This window comes from Acinetobacter sp. UBA991, assembly GCF_002292065.1.
Lineage (GTDB): Bacteria > Pseudomonadota > Gammaproteobacteria > Pseudomonadales > Moraxellaceae > Acinetobacter > Acinetobacter higginsii.
In genome coordinates this window covers 22,504-39,290 of the sequence record NZ_DBBF01000042.1, presented here as the reverse complement: position 1 = coordinate 39,290, position 16,787 = coordinate 22,504, and the positions used below count along the sequence as shown (strand labels likewise).

At 40.9% G+C, this 16,787-nt stretch carries 16 protein-coding genes; 6 read left to right on the top strand and 10 right to left on the bottom strand.

The genetic code is table 11. From position 1 onward, the window contains the following. Window positions 1–53 precede the first annotated feature (53 nt). From tal to B2727_RS17470, 3 genes are all read left to right on the top strand, one after another. Window positions 54–1,043, top strand: a complete 990-nt coding sequence (gene tal / locus B2727_RS17480; protein ID WP_033134098.1) for a transaldolase — start codon at window positions 54–56, stop codon at window positions 1,041–1,043. A 72-nt stretch (window positions 1,044–1,115) separates the two neighbouring features. Further along, window positions 1,116–1,766, top strand: a complete 651-nt coding sequence (gene leuE / locus B2727_RS17475) for a leucine efflux protein LeuE (RefSeq protein ID WP_004807998.1) — start codon at window positions 1,116–1,118, stop codon at window positions 1,764–1,766. Window positions 1,767–1,874: 108 nt separating this feature from the next. Next, window positions 1,875–3,053: a benzoate/H(+) symporter BenE family transporter gene (locus B2727_RS17470; RefSeq protein ID WP_005202837.1), complete on the top strand. Its 1,179-nt coding sequence runs from the start codon at window positions 1,875–1,877 to the stop codon at window positions 3,051–3,053. Window positions 3,054–3,097: 44 nt separating this feature from the next. Here B2727_RS17470 and B2727_RS17465 read toward each other — a convergent pair whose 3' ends face one another. The 6 genes from B2727_RS17465 to pepN all read right to left on the bottom strand — a co-directional run bounded on the left by B2727_RS17465 (window position 3,098) and on the right by pepN (window position 10,734). Beyond that, window positions 3,098–4,930, bottom strand: coding sequence for a monovalent cation:proton antiporter-2 (CPA2) family protein (locus tag B2727_RS17465; protein WP_005202836.1), 1,833 nt, complete (start codon window positions 4,928–4,930; stop codon window positions 3,098–3,100). A 115-nt stretch (window positions 4,931–5,045) separates the two neighbouring features. Beyond that, complete coding sequence (locus tag B2727_RS17460; protein WP_004808004.1) at window positions 5,046–5,765, bottom strand: MgtC/SapB family protein; 720 nt, start codon at window positions 5,763–5,765, stop codon at window positions 5,046–5,048. 56 nt (window positions 5,766–5,821) lie between these two features. Beyond that, window positions 5,822–6,514: a hypothetical protein gene (locus tag B2727_RS17455; RefSeq protein WP_033134099.1), complete on the bottom strand. Its 693-nt coding sequence runs from the start codon at window positions 6,512–6,514 to the stop codon at window positions 5,822–5,824. 310 nt (window positions 6,515–6,824) lie between these two features. Continuing rightward, complete coding sequence (locus B2727_RS17450) at window positions 6,825–7,262, bottom strand: RDD family protein (protein ID WP_004808009.1); 438 nt, start codon at window positions 7,260–7,262, stop codon at window positions 6,825–6,827. 67 nt (window positions 7,263–7,329) lie between these two features. Then, window positions 7,330–8,016, bottom strand: a complete 687-nt coding sequence (locus B2727_RS17445) for a dienelactone hydrolase family protein (protein ID WP_005316403.1) — start codon at window positions 8,014–8,016, stop codon at window positions 7,330–7,332. Window positions 8,017–8,127: 111 nt separating this feature from the next. Then, the gene (pepN, locus tag B2727_RS17440; protein WP_033134746.1) at window positions 8,128–10,734 is read right to left on the bottom strand and encodes an aminopeptidase N; all 2,607 of its coding nucleotides are present in this window, start codon (window positions 10,732–10,734) and stop codon (window positions 8,128–8,130) included. A gap of 433 nt (window positions 10,735–11,167) precedes the next feature. Here pepN and B2727_RS17435 point away from each other — a divergent pair, with 433 nt between their 5' ends. Beyond that, the gene (locus B2727_RS17435; RefSeq protein ID WP_004652954.1) at window positions 11,168–11,425 is read left to right on the top strand and encodes a hypothetical protein; all 258 of its coding nucleotides are present in this window, start codon (window positions 11,168–11,170) and stop codon (window positions 11,423–11,425) included. Window positions 11,426–11,482: 57 nt separating this feature from the next. Here B2727_RS17435 and B2727_RS17430 read toward each other — a convergent pair whose 3' ends face one another. The 3 genes from B2727_RS17430 to B2727_RS17420 form a co-directional block, all read right to left on the bottom strand. After that, the gene (locus B2727_RS17430) at window positions 11,483–11,956 is read right to left on the bottom strand and encodes a DUF2147 domain-containing protein (RefSeq protein WP_004808015.1); all 474 of its coding nucleotides are present in this window, start codon (window positions 11,954–11,956) and stop codon (window positions 11,483–11,485) included. Window positions 11,957–12,171: 215 nt separating this feature from the next. Next, window positions 12,172–12,648 carry a DUF2147 domain-containing protein gene (locus B2727_RS17425; RefSeq protein ID WP_033134745.1) on the bottom strand — a complete coding sequence of 159 codons (477 nt, stop codon included), beginning with the start codon at window positions 12,646–12,648 and terminating at the stop codon, window positions 12,172–12,174. 143 nt (window positions 12,649–12,791) lie between these two features. Next, a complete protein-coding gene (locus B2727_RS17420) occupies window positions 12,792–13,265 on the bottom strand; it encodes a DUF2147 domain-containing protein (protein ID WP_033134744.1) in 474 nt (157 codons plus the stop codon). 229 nt (window positions 13,266–13,494) lie between these two features. On the opposite strand from B2727_RS17420, the gene B2727_RS17415 reads away from it, so the two are divergent. After that, window positions 13,495–14,655, top strand: coding sequence for a hypothetical protein (locus tag B2727_RS17415; protein ID WP_033134743.1), 1,161 nt, complete (start codon window positions 13,495–13,497; stop codon window positions 14,653–14,655). A gap of 24 nt (window positions 14,656–14,679) precedes the next feature. Then, window positions 14,680–15,495, top strand: a complete 816-nt coding sequence (gene thiM / locus B2727_RS17410) for a hydroxyethylthiazole kinase (protein ID WP_033134742.1) — start codon at window positions 14,680–14,682, stop codon at window positions 15,493–15,495. A 112-nt stretch (window positions 15,496–15,607) separates the two neighbouring features. On the opposite strand, the gene B2727_RS17405 is transcribed toward thiM, so the two are convergent. Next, a complete protein-coding gene (locus tag B2727_RS17405) occupies window positions 15,608–16,783 on the bottom strand; it encodes a cyanate transporter (RefSeq protein WP_033134741.1) in 1,176 nt (391 codons plus the stop codon). Window positions 16,784–16,787: the final 4 nt, after the last annotated feature.

Sequence of the window (16,787 nt, the reverse complement as noted above, 5' to 3'; positions counted from 1 at the left end):
TGTGTTATAACAGAAGTTACCAATAATATTGTTTAAGTAAGAACGCGATATCAATGACTCAGACCGCATTACACCAATTAAAAAATTTAACCACCGTTGTTGCTGATAGTAGTGATCTAGAAGCGATTGAAAAATTTCGCCCACTCGATGCAACGACCAACCCATCACTCATTACCGCTGCGGCTGAACAACCAGAAAGCCGCGAGCTGATAGAAGATGCTTATACTCAAGCTAAGCAGGAAGGCTATCAACGTGATGAACTGATTGAACGTACCATTGATATTTTGACTGTGAAGTTTGGTGTCGAAATTTTAAAATTGATCGATGGTCGTGTTTCTACCGAAGTTGATGCTTCTCTTTCTTACAACACTGAAGCGACAATTGCCAAAGCACGTGAGTTATCTCAGCTCTATCGAGGATACGGCATTGAACAATCCCGTATCCTAATTAAGATCGCGTCAACATGGGAAGGTATTCAAGCTGCAAAAGTACTTGAAGCTGAAAGTATTCCATGTAATCTCACTTTGTTGTTTGGTTTACATCAAGCTCAGGCTTGTGCTGATGCGAAAGTCACGCTGATCTCACCTTTTGTAGGTCGTATTTTAGATTGGTATAAAAAAGCTGAAGGTGTTGAGCAATATCCGATTGCCAAAGATCCTGGCGTGCAGTCTGTGAAGAAAATTTATAATTACTACAAACAGCATGCCATTCCGACACAAGTAATGGGTGCAAGTTTCCGCAGTACTGCACAAGTGCTTGGTTTAGCAGGTTGTGACTTACTTACGATTGCCCCAAATCTTTTGGCTCAGTTAGAACAAGACCAACAGCTTGTTGAACCTCAACTGAGTGCTGAATTTGCGCAACAAGCAGAAAAAATTGAACGTGCAGCACAAAGCAAAGAGAGTTTTAAAGCTGAACTTGAGCAAGATTTGATGGCTTTCCAATTACTACAAGGGGGTATTGATGGCTTTATCAAGGCCCGTGATCAACTGAGTTTATTGTTACGTCAGTCTTTTGGTATTGATGCTGAAATCAAACCCTAATTAGTCGATTTTTCACCAATAAAAACCGATTTTTGTTATATTAGCGAAAATCGGTTTTTTAATGAGTTCATTGTGTTCGGTATAACAGATTTAACCACTTATATTATTGGTACAATCTTAATTGTGTTATTACCTGGCCCTAACTCTCTTTATGTCATGTCCGTAGCTTCTCGTTATGGCATTCGTACTGGTTACGCGGCAGCTTGTGGTGTATTTACAGGAGATTCCATTCTAATCCTGTGTACAGTATTAGGTGCAGCATCCTTACTCAAAGCCTTCCCGATCCTGTTTATTATTCTTAAATTAACAGGGGCTTGTTATCTCGCATACTTAGGTTTTAAATTATTACAAGGTGCTTATCAAACTTGGAATAAACCGCCTCATCATGCCGAGCTTGCTGATTTACCTAAACTTGATCAAGTTCATCCTTATCGAACAGCACTCAGTATCAGCTTACTGAATCCCAAAGCAATTCTATTTTTCCTGTCTTTCTTTGTACAGTTTGTAGAACCTGACTATGCCTATCCTGCATTAAGCTTTTTAGTTTTGGCATTGATTGTCCAAATTGTAAGTTTTAGCTATTTAACCGCCTTGATTTTCTCTGGAATTAAACTGGCCAGTTTTTTCAAACATAATTATAAATTGGCAGCCGCGGGTATTTGTTTGGTCGGCATCTTATTCTTTGGTTTCGGTTTAAGATTGGCAACTTCGACGCTCACCTAAGCATAAATTTGATTGAATGATCAATTTATTCAATCATTTTAGAACTACGATTTAAGACGCATTAACGATATACTTTTCAACAAATTTTAAACAAGTATAGATGCATAGATGCAACGTCTCCTCCAAGATTTTTCTATTCCAGCAGTTTTTGCTGGCTTTATTACGTTCTTAATCGGGATTAGTGTTTCCGCAATCCTCGTCATCCAAGGTGCACAGTCTTTAGGTGCTAATACCGCGCAAATCAGCTCTTGGTTTTGGGCATTGGGACTTGCGATTGGTCTCTCGGGCTTGATTCTATCTTGGAAATATAAATATCCAGTTGCTACCGCATGGTCAACTCCGGGAATTGCACTAATCATTGCATCAACTGGACATTATGATTTGTATGAAGCGATTGGTGCTTTCTTGGTCTGTGGTATTGCCATTGCAATTGTTGGTTTTTCAGGAATCTTCCAAAAACTATTGGCCCATATTCCACAAAGTCTGACCTGTGCCATGCTGGCAGGCATTTTATTAAAATTTGGTATTCAGATTTTTAGCAGCTTAGAAAGTCATCTTGGCTTTATTCTCAGTATGCTTGTGATCTATTTGGTTTCAAAACGCTTATTCCCACGTTATAGCATTGTACTGACGGTGATTTTAGGCGCAGCAATTTGCCCACTATTTATCGACTTTAAACTCCAGTCGATTACATGGTCACTGACCCAACCGGTATGGATGCAGCCCTCTTTTTCTTGGTCTGCGATCTTAGGCCTAGCTTTACCACTGTTTGTGATTAATATGACTTCACAGAACTTGCCAGGGATTGCCATGATTAAAAGCTATGGCTACCACCCGCATGTGAATCAATTGGTCGGTTGGACAGGTGTTGCACATACTGTTTTTGCGCCTTTCGGCTGTTTCTCAATAAACTTAGCGGCAATTAGTGCAGCGGTAAGTTTAGATGATCAAGTCCATCCCGACCCAAGCAAGCGTTATATTGCAGGCATTAGCTGTGGTCTGTTCTATATCTTAATGGGGCTCTTTGCAGCAACGCTCGTCAGCCTACTGATGTCATTCCCGCAAATCTTTATTGTGGCACTTGCAGGGATTGCCCTATTTGCGACGATCAGCCATAACATTGCAGTCGCTTTTTCAAATGTAGAAGAACGTGAAGCTGCACTACTCACCTTTTTATGTAGTGCCTCTGGTGTCCAATTCTGGGGCATTGGCTCAGCGTTTTGGGGGTTGTTATTGGGTATCTTCGTATTGCTGCTCTTTAGATTTAAAGCAAAAAATAAGCCTTAGTTGAACTAAGGCTTATTCAAAGCATGCACGGAAAGCATTGCGGATTACTTTTCCTCTAAATCCTTTTGTGCTTCTTCATCATTTAAAATACGTGCTGCTTTTTTAGGACGAATTAATGGCGCTGTTGGACGCGGATGCGAATGTGTATATTGTAAGCCTACACCAGCATAGACATCATCCGCAGCGATTTCTGTTTCAAAACGCTCATCATCACGATCACGAATTTCATCCGTAATGCGTTGTACTTCGTCTTCATCAACGCCTAATTCTTGCAAGATCACGCCGCCAAATTTGATCGCAGACTCGAAGGTTTCTCGAATCATATAATCCACTTTATGCTTCACTAAATAGAGTGAATGTTCACGGTCATAAGAACGAACTAGCAACTTGGCCAATGGAAATTCATGCGTAACCAATTCCACGATACGATTAGTCGTTTCTTTACTATCAACACAAACCACAATGGCTTGAGCGGTAGATGCACCCGAAGCATGCAGAATATCTAAACGACAGCCATCGCCATAATAGATTTTAAAACCAAACTTTTCCGCGTTTTGAATCATGTCGATGTCATTGTCAATAATGGTGACATCCACCCCTCTTGCCAATAGTAATTGACTGGTCACTTGACCAAAACGACCAAAGCCAATCATCAGTACACTGCCACTCAAGCCTTCAGCAATATTGACATTGTCTAAATTGATCTGATCTTTGGTTTCGGTAAAACGTTTAAACACAATGCCTAAAATCGGAGTCAATACCATTGATAACACCACAATCGCCGTCAGATTCGACTTGACTGAATTATCAATGACCTGGGCACTGACTGCCGCTGCAAACAGGACAAAAGCAAACTCACCACCTTGTGCCATTAGCAATGCACGGTCCAGTGCCTCGGTATGAGAGCTTTTGGTAACTCGTGCCACGATATAAATCATCAGAGCCTTGGCAAACATCATGGCTAAAACACCACTGATGATGAGCTTCCAGTTCTGCGCAACGACGGATAAATCCAGTGACATCCCGACACCGAGGAAGAACAAACCCAGTAACAGGCCACGGAAGGGCTCGATATCCGCTTCAATTTGATGTCTAAAGGTCGATTCAGACAACAATACCCCTGCCAAGAAAGCACCCATCGCCATCGATAAACCGCTGACTTGCATCAACAATGCTGCACCTAAAACAACCAGAAGTGCTGCCGCTGTCATCACCTCTCGGGCTTTTGCTGCGGCAAGCAATCTAAATAATGGATTCAGCAACCAATATCCTGCAGCAATGAGACCTGCAATCGCAATCAAACCAATTCCGATACTTTCCAAGCGTGTCGAAGTACTTTCCACTACATGATTTGGCGCCATAAAAGCAACAATTGCCAGTAACGGCACAATCAATAAATCTTCGAATAATAAAATTGCGACAATCTTTTGGCCTTGCGGCTGAGCAATATCACCGCGATCTCCCAACAGCTGCATCACAATGGCCGTGGAAGTCAGGACAAAACCAGCAGCACCGATAAAGGCAACTTGCCAAGTAAAACCAAACAGTAAACCGACGCCAGTCAATGCCAAAGCACAAGCAACAATTTGCAAGGTACCTAGCCCAAAGATTTCACGCCTTAAACTCCATAAATGTGAGGGCTGCATCTCCAGACCAATCACAAATAAGTACATCACAATCCCAAGTTCTGCAATGTGTAAGATCGAAGCCGAATCATGAAAAAATGCAAAACCAAATGGGCCAATAATCAGACCTGCAATTAAATAACCAAGGACGGAACCCAAGCCAATACGTTTAAAAATTGGAACGGCAATTACAGCAGCGGCAAGCAAGACCACTGGCGCAATTAAACTGATTGAATGTGCTTCTGAACTCATACTGTTCTCATTGTTATCAAGCTGGCGTCATTTTATGTGAAACAATAGACATTTTATATATCATTAATGAGACAATGTATCCCAATGTCATGATATAGAAACAATTTCTAATGGCTTAATTAATCGTATTTTTATCCCAAAATGCCTGTCGAATTTGCGGCATGGCATTCAGATGATTAGTAATATGCTGCGCTTCTTCTGCATCAATTGACGTAGCAATTAAAGTGACTTCAATTTCTACCTCTTTGTCACCAAATGGTGTTACTTCAATATCTTTGGCAGGATAATTATGGTGTTGCAAGGTTAAATTCAATTCATCCATCACCACCTTACTCTGACTACGGTCACAAATAATATAGATGACATGTAAAACCTCGGTATCGTCATCAATTGGACGACGATCAATGGCATGAACAATCGGTCTTAACAGCGTATTGGCTGCCAAGATAAAAGCCGTTGCCAGTATTGCTTCAATAATAAGATCTGAACCCGCAGAAGCGCCCACTGCGGCTGAGCACCAGAGAGTTGCCGCCGTGTTTAAACCATGAATATTGCCTTCTTGGCGCATAATCACACCCGCACCCAAGAAACCAATGCCTGAAACCACATAGGCAATCACGCGAACTGCACCTTCTGCACCCGTTAAATTGGTGGCAATATCGACAAAAATTGCAGCACCGACAGCCACCAAAACATTGGTTCTGAGACCTGCCGTACGTTGTCGGTACTGACGTTCAAAGCCAATTAATGCACCGAGAATAAAAGCAACGGACAGGCTGACCAACGTGTCCGCAATATTCGATAAATCAATATTTTGTAAAAATTTTAATTGCATCTTACACCTATGTTCTTATCAATGATTCAATGATGGATCAACTGAATTTAAACTGATTATGATGACGGCGTATAACTTAAACCGAGTCCAAACCAATGTTGTTTTAAACGATGTAGACGATCGCCGAAGGAAGCTTCTAAAGTAAGGACATTGGGAATCAAACTATATTGCAACGCTGTCTGGAAAAATGGCGCTTGGCGATCTTGATTATATGTTTCAACTGTTACACCGACATGCTCAGTTACCGTATAGGTTGAAGCAATTCCCCAGCGAACGAGGCGCTCATCGGTCTGTTGATAACCGAGATTGGTATCCAATGCTAAACGTTGATCTAAGAGTTGAAAACTGACAGGAACATTCAAAAACCAGTTTAAATCCCCATGATGAGCAACATCATCACGGGATAGCTGTAAACTACTAGCAACGCCCCAGTCATTCTCCATTGGCTTTAAAATGCTTTTCGCTTGAACCGAAAAGCCATGAATCTGATCTTGATCTTTACTTGAGTGATAGCCCAAAGATACTTCTAAATTTTGATTGAGATTACAGGCAGGTACAACTTGATAAGACCAAGTGCTGTCTTTGTTATAGCTATAAGTACTTTCTAGCTGACACTGCTGCGCTGCTGTAATAGAAACATCATCGGTGTTGATGAGTGGACCCGCCTTACTCTTTTGAGTCAGCAATAATCCACATAAAATAAATACGTTAAGAACAGCAAGCCATTGAATGGAAGCGTGAAAAAACATAGGCTTCTCCCCATTTTAGGTGAGAAACTAAACAGGATGCAGTCAATACAATAAATTTTGTGGATACAGCAAAATTTTATAGGAGGGTTTAGATAATTTTTAGCAAAGCTATCTCATTGCAAGATAGCTGACCTAAATAGCTCGCTTGCTCAGTATTCGCTTTGGCTTAATCCTTTATTAAACCCGAACCTCGAACAACTTCCCATTTAGGATCTCCGTGAATAAACTCAACGGCATTATAGGACATGCGAATTGATTCACAAGCCCTATCTTATGAATTTTTTATTACATGATAAAATTTCGCTCTAAATTAAAGCTCTCTTACCACTACAGTTTTTGCCATTTTGTCGTGCCAGCCTTGCTTTTTCGCATCAAATGCCACCCAGATTAAACCAATAAAAAAGACTAATGTTGCTGGGATATAGCCAATGTAGCGAATGATAGCCTGCCCAACAGTCACATTTTCACCCGTTTTTTCATCCAGCACTTTTAATCGAAGTAAACGCTTACCGGGTGTTCCTGCAAATTTAATCCAGCAGAAAATATAAAAGACTGCGGCGAGAATTTGCCAAATCCAATCTGCCGTAGACATAAATTGGAATGATGAAAAACCATCAGAAGCGACTGTGGTATTGCCACCACCAAAAATCATGGTTAATGGAATCATGGCAACCATCACAATGATTGAATCAATAATCGCGGCACCGAAACGTATCCAGAAGCCCGCGTATGCGTATTGCTGAGACATATATTCCCCTCACTTTTTTATTTCTATAAATGAATTTCAGTAAATAATAACCTGTTGTTCCAATGATTTATATTGTGTTTTGTTTTAATTCTCGCTCAAAGAAATCCACAGTCCGCTGCCATACCACTTGTGCTTCTGGCAAACCTCGACTCACGCTACGAAAGCCATGTGGCATATTATAAGTATAAGCTTCAACCCGATCACCCAATTGCTTGATCAATTTATTACGCTTGGTTGCTGGGCAAAATGGATCTACGGTAGACCAATGACCCTGTAGAATGCGAACCTCATCCAGAGACTCTTTGTTTGGAACGCCAGCACCTTGAATCCCCAGAGAATGATGATAAACCACAGGCGCTAACATATCTTCGCGCTTCGCCATCTGGATCACATAGCCGCCCGTTAAACACTGACCTAACATGCCTAAGCGTCCATTTGATCGAGGATCTGCCTTTAAGGCATCGAGCAAGACATGAATTTCTTGATTGACTTCACTATCCGCAGCATTGATACGGCCAGCCTTACTCACCATGGCACGAATACAATATTTGACTGCACCACCACTAAATAAATTAGGCACATAGACCAAATAACCTCGATCTGCCAAGTCTTGAGCATCATCACGGTAAACATCGAGAATGCCGAATAACTCATGCAGCAATAATATGGCTGGTGCTTTTTCCGAGCTTGATGCAGGTGCATACACTTCAACTTCAATTTGACGTGTCGGTAATGTGATTGTTTTTATTTCCATTGCAGTCATCCGTTACATTCGAATGATTTCCATACTATTTCTGACAATATAAATTGTCAAATAAAAAAGGATGTCTGACTACATCCTTTTTCTATCCATTCAATCAGTAAATTAAATACTGAGTAAACTATTCAATGTTTCTGCTACATTTTTCGATTTTACTTTAGGTTGCAATGCCTTAAGTGCTTGTTGCACCTGACTACGTTGCGGTTCAGCCAAGGTGTACCAGCGTGATAGGACTTGTAATAATCGAGAACCTAAAATTGGGTTTTTCTCATCCAAATAAGCGGCAAGCTCAATGAAATGATCGACACCAAAGCCCCACGTATTGACTGGATTTGCCGCTAGCCCACCACTTACGGCACGGATACGGTTCGGCGTTCCCAAATCATAATCTGCATGTTTGGTCAGATACTCAATTGTTTCCGCTGTGGCACATGGATTCGATGCTTGGATGCTAAACCACTGATCTAAAGACAAGGCTTCATCTTTAAAACGGTCATAGAAATCTGCGAGTGCAGCCTGTGCTTGCGGTGCATCATTCCAGACTAGAACTCGTAATGCCCCTAAACGTTCAGACATATTGCCTGTTTGTTGATATTGGGTATAAGCCAAATCAAACACAGACTCATCACCTTGACGAGCCAACATATTCAGGGTGATATTCTTTAATGAACGTACGCCCATTGCCAAAGAGAACTCTTTTTGCTGGTCTGGATCTAAGGCCAAATAAGTGTCTTTCCAGAATGAACCTAAATCACGTGCTAAACGGTCTAGCACAGCTTCACGCTTCTCACGAATCAATTCAGGCTCATAGTCTTGATCAATACGACTGCCTAAATAGTTTTCACTTGGTACATCAAATAAACGCGATGCCAATAACGGATCTTTATTCACTAGGTCTGGCAAGGTATTTTTAATTGCCTGAATATAGGTATCCACCTTATGGTCTTCTAAAAGAATACGTTCCAATAAGGTTTGTGTCGCTTGCCATTGGTTAAAGCCATTGGTTTCGTGCTGAATCAAGAAGGCAAGATCATCATTGGAATAATCAAAGACTAAATTCACAGGGGCAGAGAAATTACGTAATAACGAAGCTACAGGTTGCTCAGTCACCCCTGTAAATTCAATTGTTGATTCATCTTGATCAAATAAATACACGCCATCTTTGACATCATTCACAAACAGATCAGTGCTGTGCAAGGTATATTGTTCACCTGTATTAGCATTAAATAATGCCAGAGCCACAGGAATTGGCACTGCCTTGAGGTTTGGATATTTTGGATGTGCTTTCAAGCTTTGTTTGAAGCTTAAACGATAAGTCTGTGCAGCAGCATCATATTCACCTTTAGCTTCTAACTTCGGTGTCCCTGGTTGGTTATACCACGTGAGGAAGTTAGATAAATCCACACCAGAACCTGCACTCAATGCCGCAACCCAGTCTTCAACCGTAACCGCTTGCCCATCATGACGCAGGAAATATTCATCTGTGCCTTTACGGTATTTCTCTTTACCCAATAATGTTGCCATCATACGGTTAATTTCAGCACCCTTCTCATATACTGTCGCGGTATAGAAGTTGTTGATTTCGACAAAATGGTCTGGACGAGGCGGATGCGATAATGGACCAGCATCTTCTGGGAATTGATGCGATTTTAATACAGCTACATCATCAATTCGTTGTACGGCTGCTGATTGTAAATCCTCAGAGAAAGACTGATCACGGAAAACCGTTAAGCCTTCTTTTAAACACAATTGGAACCAGTCACGACAGGTAATTCGGTTGCCTGTCCAGTTATGGAAATATTCATGAGCAATGACTGACTGTACTCGCATAATCGCAGCATCAGTGGTGTATTCCTCATCGGCAAGCACACATGAGGTATTAAAGATATTTAAACCTTTATTTTCCATTGCACCCATGTTGAACTGACTGACGGCGACAATCATGTAATTATCGAGATCGTAAGGACGACCATAGTGCTCTTCGTCCCAACGCATCGAATGCTTTAATGCTTCCATGGCGATGTGACATTTCGGAATATCTTTCTCGATTGCATAAATTTCTAAAGCAACATCACGACCTTCAGACGTGGTGTAACGATCTTTCAATACCGCCAAATCACCAATCACACAAGCAAATAAATAGCTTGGTTTCTTGGTCGGATCTTGCCAGATCGCAAAATGACGACCTTCACCAGCCTCACCTGTTTCCAATAAGTTACCGTTGGCGAGCAACACAGGATATTTCTTGTCGGCTTCTACACGCGTAGTAAATTCTGCGAGAACATCTGGACGATCTGGATAGAAGGTAATTTTACGGAAACCTTCGGGCTCATTCTGAGTCACGAATAAATCGCCCGCCTTATATAAACCTTCAAGCTGCGTATTTGACTCAGGGTGAATCACCACTTGAATTTGCAAAATGACCTGATCTGGTGCATCTGTGATCAGCAATTGCTCATCGTCTAAATCATATTGCGCTGCACTCAGGATTTGCCCATTCAATTGAATAGACTTTAATTCAAGATCACGCCCCAAAAGCACCAAAGCACCAGTCGTTTGACGTTTCATCACTAAGGTTGAGTCAACAATCGTATGATCATCATAGACTTGAATATCTAGGTTAATGGATTCAACCAAGAAAGATGGTTTTTGATAATCTTTGAGGTAAATGGTTTGATCTGCTTGTACGGGAGGTTGTGCCGCAATATTCATCAGTATTCCTTATCTTTCATCATGTCGTTTAGATGGTCTTGTTGGCAAGACTTCTTGATTAAAGTCATTCGGTTGCACAAATCATGCCTTATTTCGCCTAAATTCTTGTGACAAATCACTTTTGTCACAAGCATCAGTGAAACTCTATCAGATCATACGCCAACTTATAAAACCTGTCTTTACAGCTCGGTATCAGTTTTAATAATTTTATTGGGTTTACTATTCAGGTTTTCAAATTTGATCTGCAAATTGCCCGATCATTTAGACAAAATTACAACATCGTTTTCCAATCTTAAATAAAAAATACAGAACCAATTGCGTTCTATCGCGCAACTTACATTTTTTTCCTGAGTTTTACATTTTGTGCACGGTTATTGCTTAACCCTATATGCCAATCTAGGTAAATACAATAAAACAAGTGAGGGTTATGACGATGGAATTAAAAGCACACCTATATCGTTTAGAAAATATCAAAGCAATCCATGATCTGGCTAAAGCTGGCGTCGATCATCATGTAATTTCCGTTTTTTTAACAGCAGAAGGAATTGAACTGACAACCTTAGAAGTGACTAATATCGTGAATACCTATGATGCACTTGGCAAAGAAAAACTGCCGAGTAAAAAAGTCCAAGCACTTATTGCAGCCAAAAAAATCGGTCAGGAGGACGAAAACTTACCATGCCCTGTTTAATCACTTACTTTAACCATAAAAAACCTCGAAGCGAATTCGAGGTTTTTTTATTTTCGATTAAGGTGTTGCATTATCAGTACGTAACCAAACGACAGTGCGACCCAGTGCTGAAACGCCCATATAGCCCCGCATACGTAAACGTTTGCCTTCTCCAGTCACGACACCTTTACCTTTATAGATACGGCCAGAAGTTGGTTCCAGAACACGACCATCAATATATGAATCCGGTTTATTCGGATCTTCTTTAAAGCCTGATAAAATTTCCAGCCCAAGGATCGGTTTATTGGTGTTCGGTGCTGCACATTTGGTGCAATTCGTCAGTGCAATACCATGAGAGTTTGGATAACGATAAACAATCTTTCCATGATAACGGCCGTCATTTCCTTTACGGATTTCTACGATTGAGAGTTGTTCACCAGTACGTTCTTCAATACTTTTCCAGTAGCCTTCGATAGAAGCTGCGAAAGTCGTTGCGCTTGCACAAGCAAGAGTGAGCCCCATGATTCCGTTCATGAGCATACGATTTAGCATATTAACCCCGTCATTAAAAAGTAACCTATTCATCTTTATAGGTTTAATGCACGAAAATTATCACACTTTTACCCAAGTTACACTGTACGCTAGCGTTCATTTGTATAAGAAGTAGCTGATCTAGCTGCTTCTTTTTAGTACGCCTTATACATTCTTTAGCTCAAATAAAAAAGCCCAAACGAGTCGTTTAGGCTTTCTAAAAAAACAACTATTATTTAAGGATTGGCGCTATCAGTACGAATCCAGACTTGGGTACGCCCTAAGGCCGAAATTCCCATATAACCACGCATACGCAGACGTTTTCCATCCGAACTGAGTTGTGCTTTTCCTTTATAGATATTACCTGTTTTAGGCTCGAGCACCCGACCATCAATATATTGATTTGGATTCTTCGGATCTTCTTTCAATCCCCACGCAATTTGTAGTCCTTGAATCGGTTTATTTTTAAAAGGTTCAGGACATTTCACACAATGCGTCAAGACATTCCCCCCGCCTGGAACAGGATAGCGATACACAATGGTTCCCGTATAGGTATTATCTGGTTTTTTCTTAATTTCTACGATTGACAGTTGCTCGCCTGTACGATCATCAATACTTTTCCAAAATCCTTCAGGAGTTGAAGCAAAGCTCGTTGTGGTGAATACAACAAAAGAGATGCCCATGATTCCTTTCATGAGTGAGTTTTTTTGCATAATTCGCTCCGTAATGCAAAATTGATCCGTCTATCACTTCATTTTTATGCGAATGTATAGAAACAGTCAACACAACCAAAGCATATTTAATTGCTTAAAATCAAACAAAATTTTAAGCAATTCACATAATTAAAAATAAATGATTAGGGATTGGCACTGTCCTTGCGAATCCACACCACAGTACGGCCCAAAGCAGAAATTCCGACATAACCACGCATATGCAAACGCTTTCCATCAGCCGTTAAACGTGCTTTACCTTTATAAACTTTACCGGTTTTACTTTCGACAATCCGCCCATTGATAAAGTTATCTGGTTTTTTCGGGTCCTCAATCAGCCCTGTTAACACTTCTAAGCCTAAACGCGGCTTCTCTGTATATGGCGGCGGGCAATTCACACAATGTGTGACCACGACGCCTTGTGCATTAGGGTAAATATAAACAATTTTGCCACGATAGGTATTGTCAGGGGCTTTTCTTATTTCAATGATGGTCAGTTGTTCTCCGGTTCGATCATCAATACTTCGCCAATACCCTTCGATTGAGTCTGCGTATGTGAAAATACTGCCCAAACACATCATTACGCCAATAACAGTTTGTATCCAAATCCGATTATTCATGCTTTCCCCTTTGCTTTTACTTTGTTCAATTCATATTGAGTTATGATTCTAATTGGCGCAGAAATTTACCATAATTTAAAAAAAGCAAAGTTGTAGGATTATCTTTTATATAAAATTCAGTCAATTAAGTCTCATTTTAGTCTTAATTTTTATCTGTATATAATCTTTGCATCACTCCTTGGATTCAGCATGTATAATTCTCTATTTAAAGGTTATAGGCTTAATATCAATGGATTTACAGATTCTACAAAAACAGTTAGATGAAAGTAGCCATTGCCCACTGTGCCACGCCTCTATGTTTTGGGTCGAAGCCGAACAATTCAGCCAAGAATTTCAGTTTCATGAATGCAGCCATTGCCAGCACCGTGTTTTTAGAAGTGATAGCAAGCTGAATTGTCACTGTGCTCAGTGTACGGCGCAACGGAAAAAACAGACCAAACAAACAATTTTACAAGAACAACGCAAATATAAAATCAAAGACGAAGTGATTTATAGTCTGAATCAACTTAGTTTTTTACATAAATTATTCTTATTGAGCCTTTTAGATAGCTATGCACGTGAGGATGTACAGCATGATGAACTGATTCATTGGCAGAATATTAAATATCGCGAATTTACTCCCAATTACTTATTTCAGAATCATTTAGTTCAAGAATTAATTAAATTAGGCGTGTTTAAGCCAAAAGATCCGAGCTTAGAAACTGAGCATTTCTATCTCAACATCCGACTAGATGGCTATTCCGACCCTAGCTTGTTTAGTGTAACTCAGCAATTACGCCACTGGTTCTATGAGAACTTGAGTCAAGGTATTCCATTTAAAAGCACCGATGAAGTCAAAGATGCATTGTATCTCGTGCTCTATCAAGAAATTGTGCAGTTTATGCAGTTCTATTGTCGGACTTGGGGCATTCAAATTGCAGGTAATCGACCATTTCAAGCCTTTTGCTACCGCTTAATGGAAGGTTTAGCTGTGGGACAGATTTTTTACCTAATCCAAACCGCTTTAGAATATTTACATAAACAAAATGCGTTGCAACCCAGAAATGATAAATTTATCAATACCAGTTTGCTCAAAAAGACTTTGGAACAATATCGTGAACGTGCTTTGACCGAGCGTTGGGAAACCACGACCTTACCAAGACCATACATGATTCCATTTAGTAAAATGAGTGAAGTCCTACTGTTTAAATTTTTGGGTTACGACGAGAGTATATTTATTCAGCCTGTCTGGAAGTCTTGGCGAAAAATAGAACCTCGCTTAAGTTTTTACTCGGTTAAACGTTGTATGTATTGCGGCTCAAATGACTTGATCGTGGATTATGATGCGACAGATTATGTGTCATTGATTTGTCGCCGATGTAAGCATCAAGACCATTATTTCACTCGTTAATAAAGACTTTATTCTGGATATCTCATGTCACAAAAACAACAACTCATTGATCAAGTTATCGATGCTTGGCGTGTATTACAGCAACAAACACCTTTAGTGCAATGTATGACCAATAGCGTTGCCAATAATTATGTGGCGAACATCTTGCTTGCAGCAGGTGCCTCACCTGCCATGATTGATAATCCTTTTGAAGCCGAAGATTTCACCAAAATCAGTGCTGCCTTAAGTATCAATGTCGGAACACCAACCACAGAACAAACCCAAGCGATGTTGATTTCAGCTCAAACTGCGCAACAACATCAAGTGCCGTGGGTACTTGATCCTGTCGGTTATGGGGCAGTGTTAAAGTGGCGTAGTGAAACAGTCGATCAACTGTTAAGGTTCCAGCCGAGTATCATTCGTGGCAATGCCTCTGAGATCAGTACCTTAGCAGGCAGCCAAACTCAGTCTAAAGGTGTAGACAGCACTTTAAATAGTCATGAGGTTTATGCACAGGCGAAAAGCCTCTTGCAACATACTGAATGTATTGCAATTTCAGGTGAATCAGACTTTATTATCTCGAAACAGCTCGATGCTGTGATTCAAGTCAATGGGGGCTGTTATTTACAACCTAAAATTACAGCAACAGGTTGTGCCCTAGGTGCCTTAACCGCAGCCTATCATGCGGTCAGTACCCCAAGCATTGCTGCACTCGCCTCACATATTCATTTTGCCATTGCGGGTAAGCTTGCCTATGACCATGCACAAACGGTAGGCAGTTTTAATGTGGCATTTTTGGATTATGTGCATATGCTAGATGACAATTTAATTCAGCAATATGTTGATATTGAAATCATTTAAGTTTTTTTATGCAGTAAAAATGCTGTACTTATGTTTCATAAAAAACATATCAAAAGATGTGTTTTTTATGATCAAGCTCAATTACAGCAATATGCTGATTTGCTTTGCTCATCTAAAAATTGATCACTTTCTCATAATGTGCTGGATTAAGTCGAATCATCAATCCTGCAACAATCACCACCATACATAAATGCCAGATCCATCCTGCAGCATAAGTCCCTGTCATGTCATGCAATACTGCAACCCACCAAGGTGCAATGGCAGCCAATAAGAATCCGCCACCTTGCATCAAGGCTGAAAGCTGTCCTGCATGTGTAGGATCAGGCAAATGGTCGAGTACCACGATCATCAACAAAGCAAAGCATCCGCCTAAGCCCGCTCCTATGGTGATTGCCCAAAGGCAAGGCAAAACATCTGCAAAAAAAGCCAAGCCTGAAAAGCCAATCAGTTGCAAGATTAAAGTTAACCCCACCCAAATTCGACGATCTCGCTGTTTTCGGGATAAATACGGTAATAGCAATGCTGCCCCTGCTTGACTCAGGGTTAGCACAGCCATCAGATTGCCACTGGCTGTTGCAGTCCAACCCTGTGCTTGAAAAGCAGGTGCAAGCCAAGCCACAATCGAGCTATAACCGCCATTGATTAAACCAAAACAGCAGATCAGCAACCATGTTCTTGGCTGATTGAGCAACCGCATCACCGAAGGCATTTTTTTATGCTGCTGTGCGGTCTGAGTTAAAACACACCTTGCAAAGATCAACGCCAGCAATGCAGGCAATACAAAAACAGCCAGCCCGATTTTCCAGTCACCACTGCTATTTGTCACTACGGGTGCAAGCAATGCCCCAAGCGCTCCACCACCCATTAACGTGGCTGAATAAAGCCCCATCATCGGACTCAGATGTTCATGAAACTCTCTTTTAATCAGACTCGGGAAAGCTGCTTGAATCATGGCAACGCCAAAGCCAATCACGGCAGCGGTAAAGATTAAAGCCCAGCCATGTACAGTAAAAAAACGTAAACCACAGCCCAAGCAGATCATCAGCAATGCGCCAACAATCGCACGACGTTCACCAAACAGGTTTTGCAGAGCTGGGCCAACAAAGGCGATTAGTCCCATCAATAACATCGGTACCAGGGTTAATAGCGCAATGCCTTGTAGGCTCAAACCTGTAGTGGCACGAATCTGATTGGCAACAGGCCCAACACTGGTCATAAATGGCCGAAGATTCAATCCAACCAAAGCAACGGTGATAATCAACAAAGATCGATGCTTGATCGCGCTCATGGTC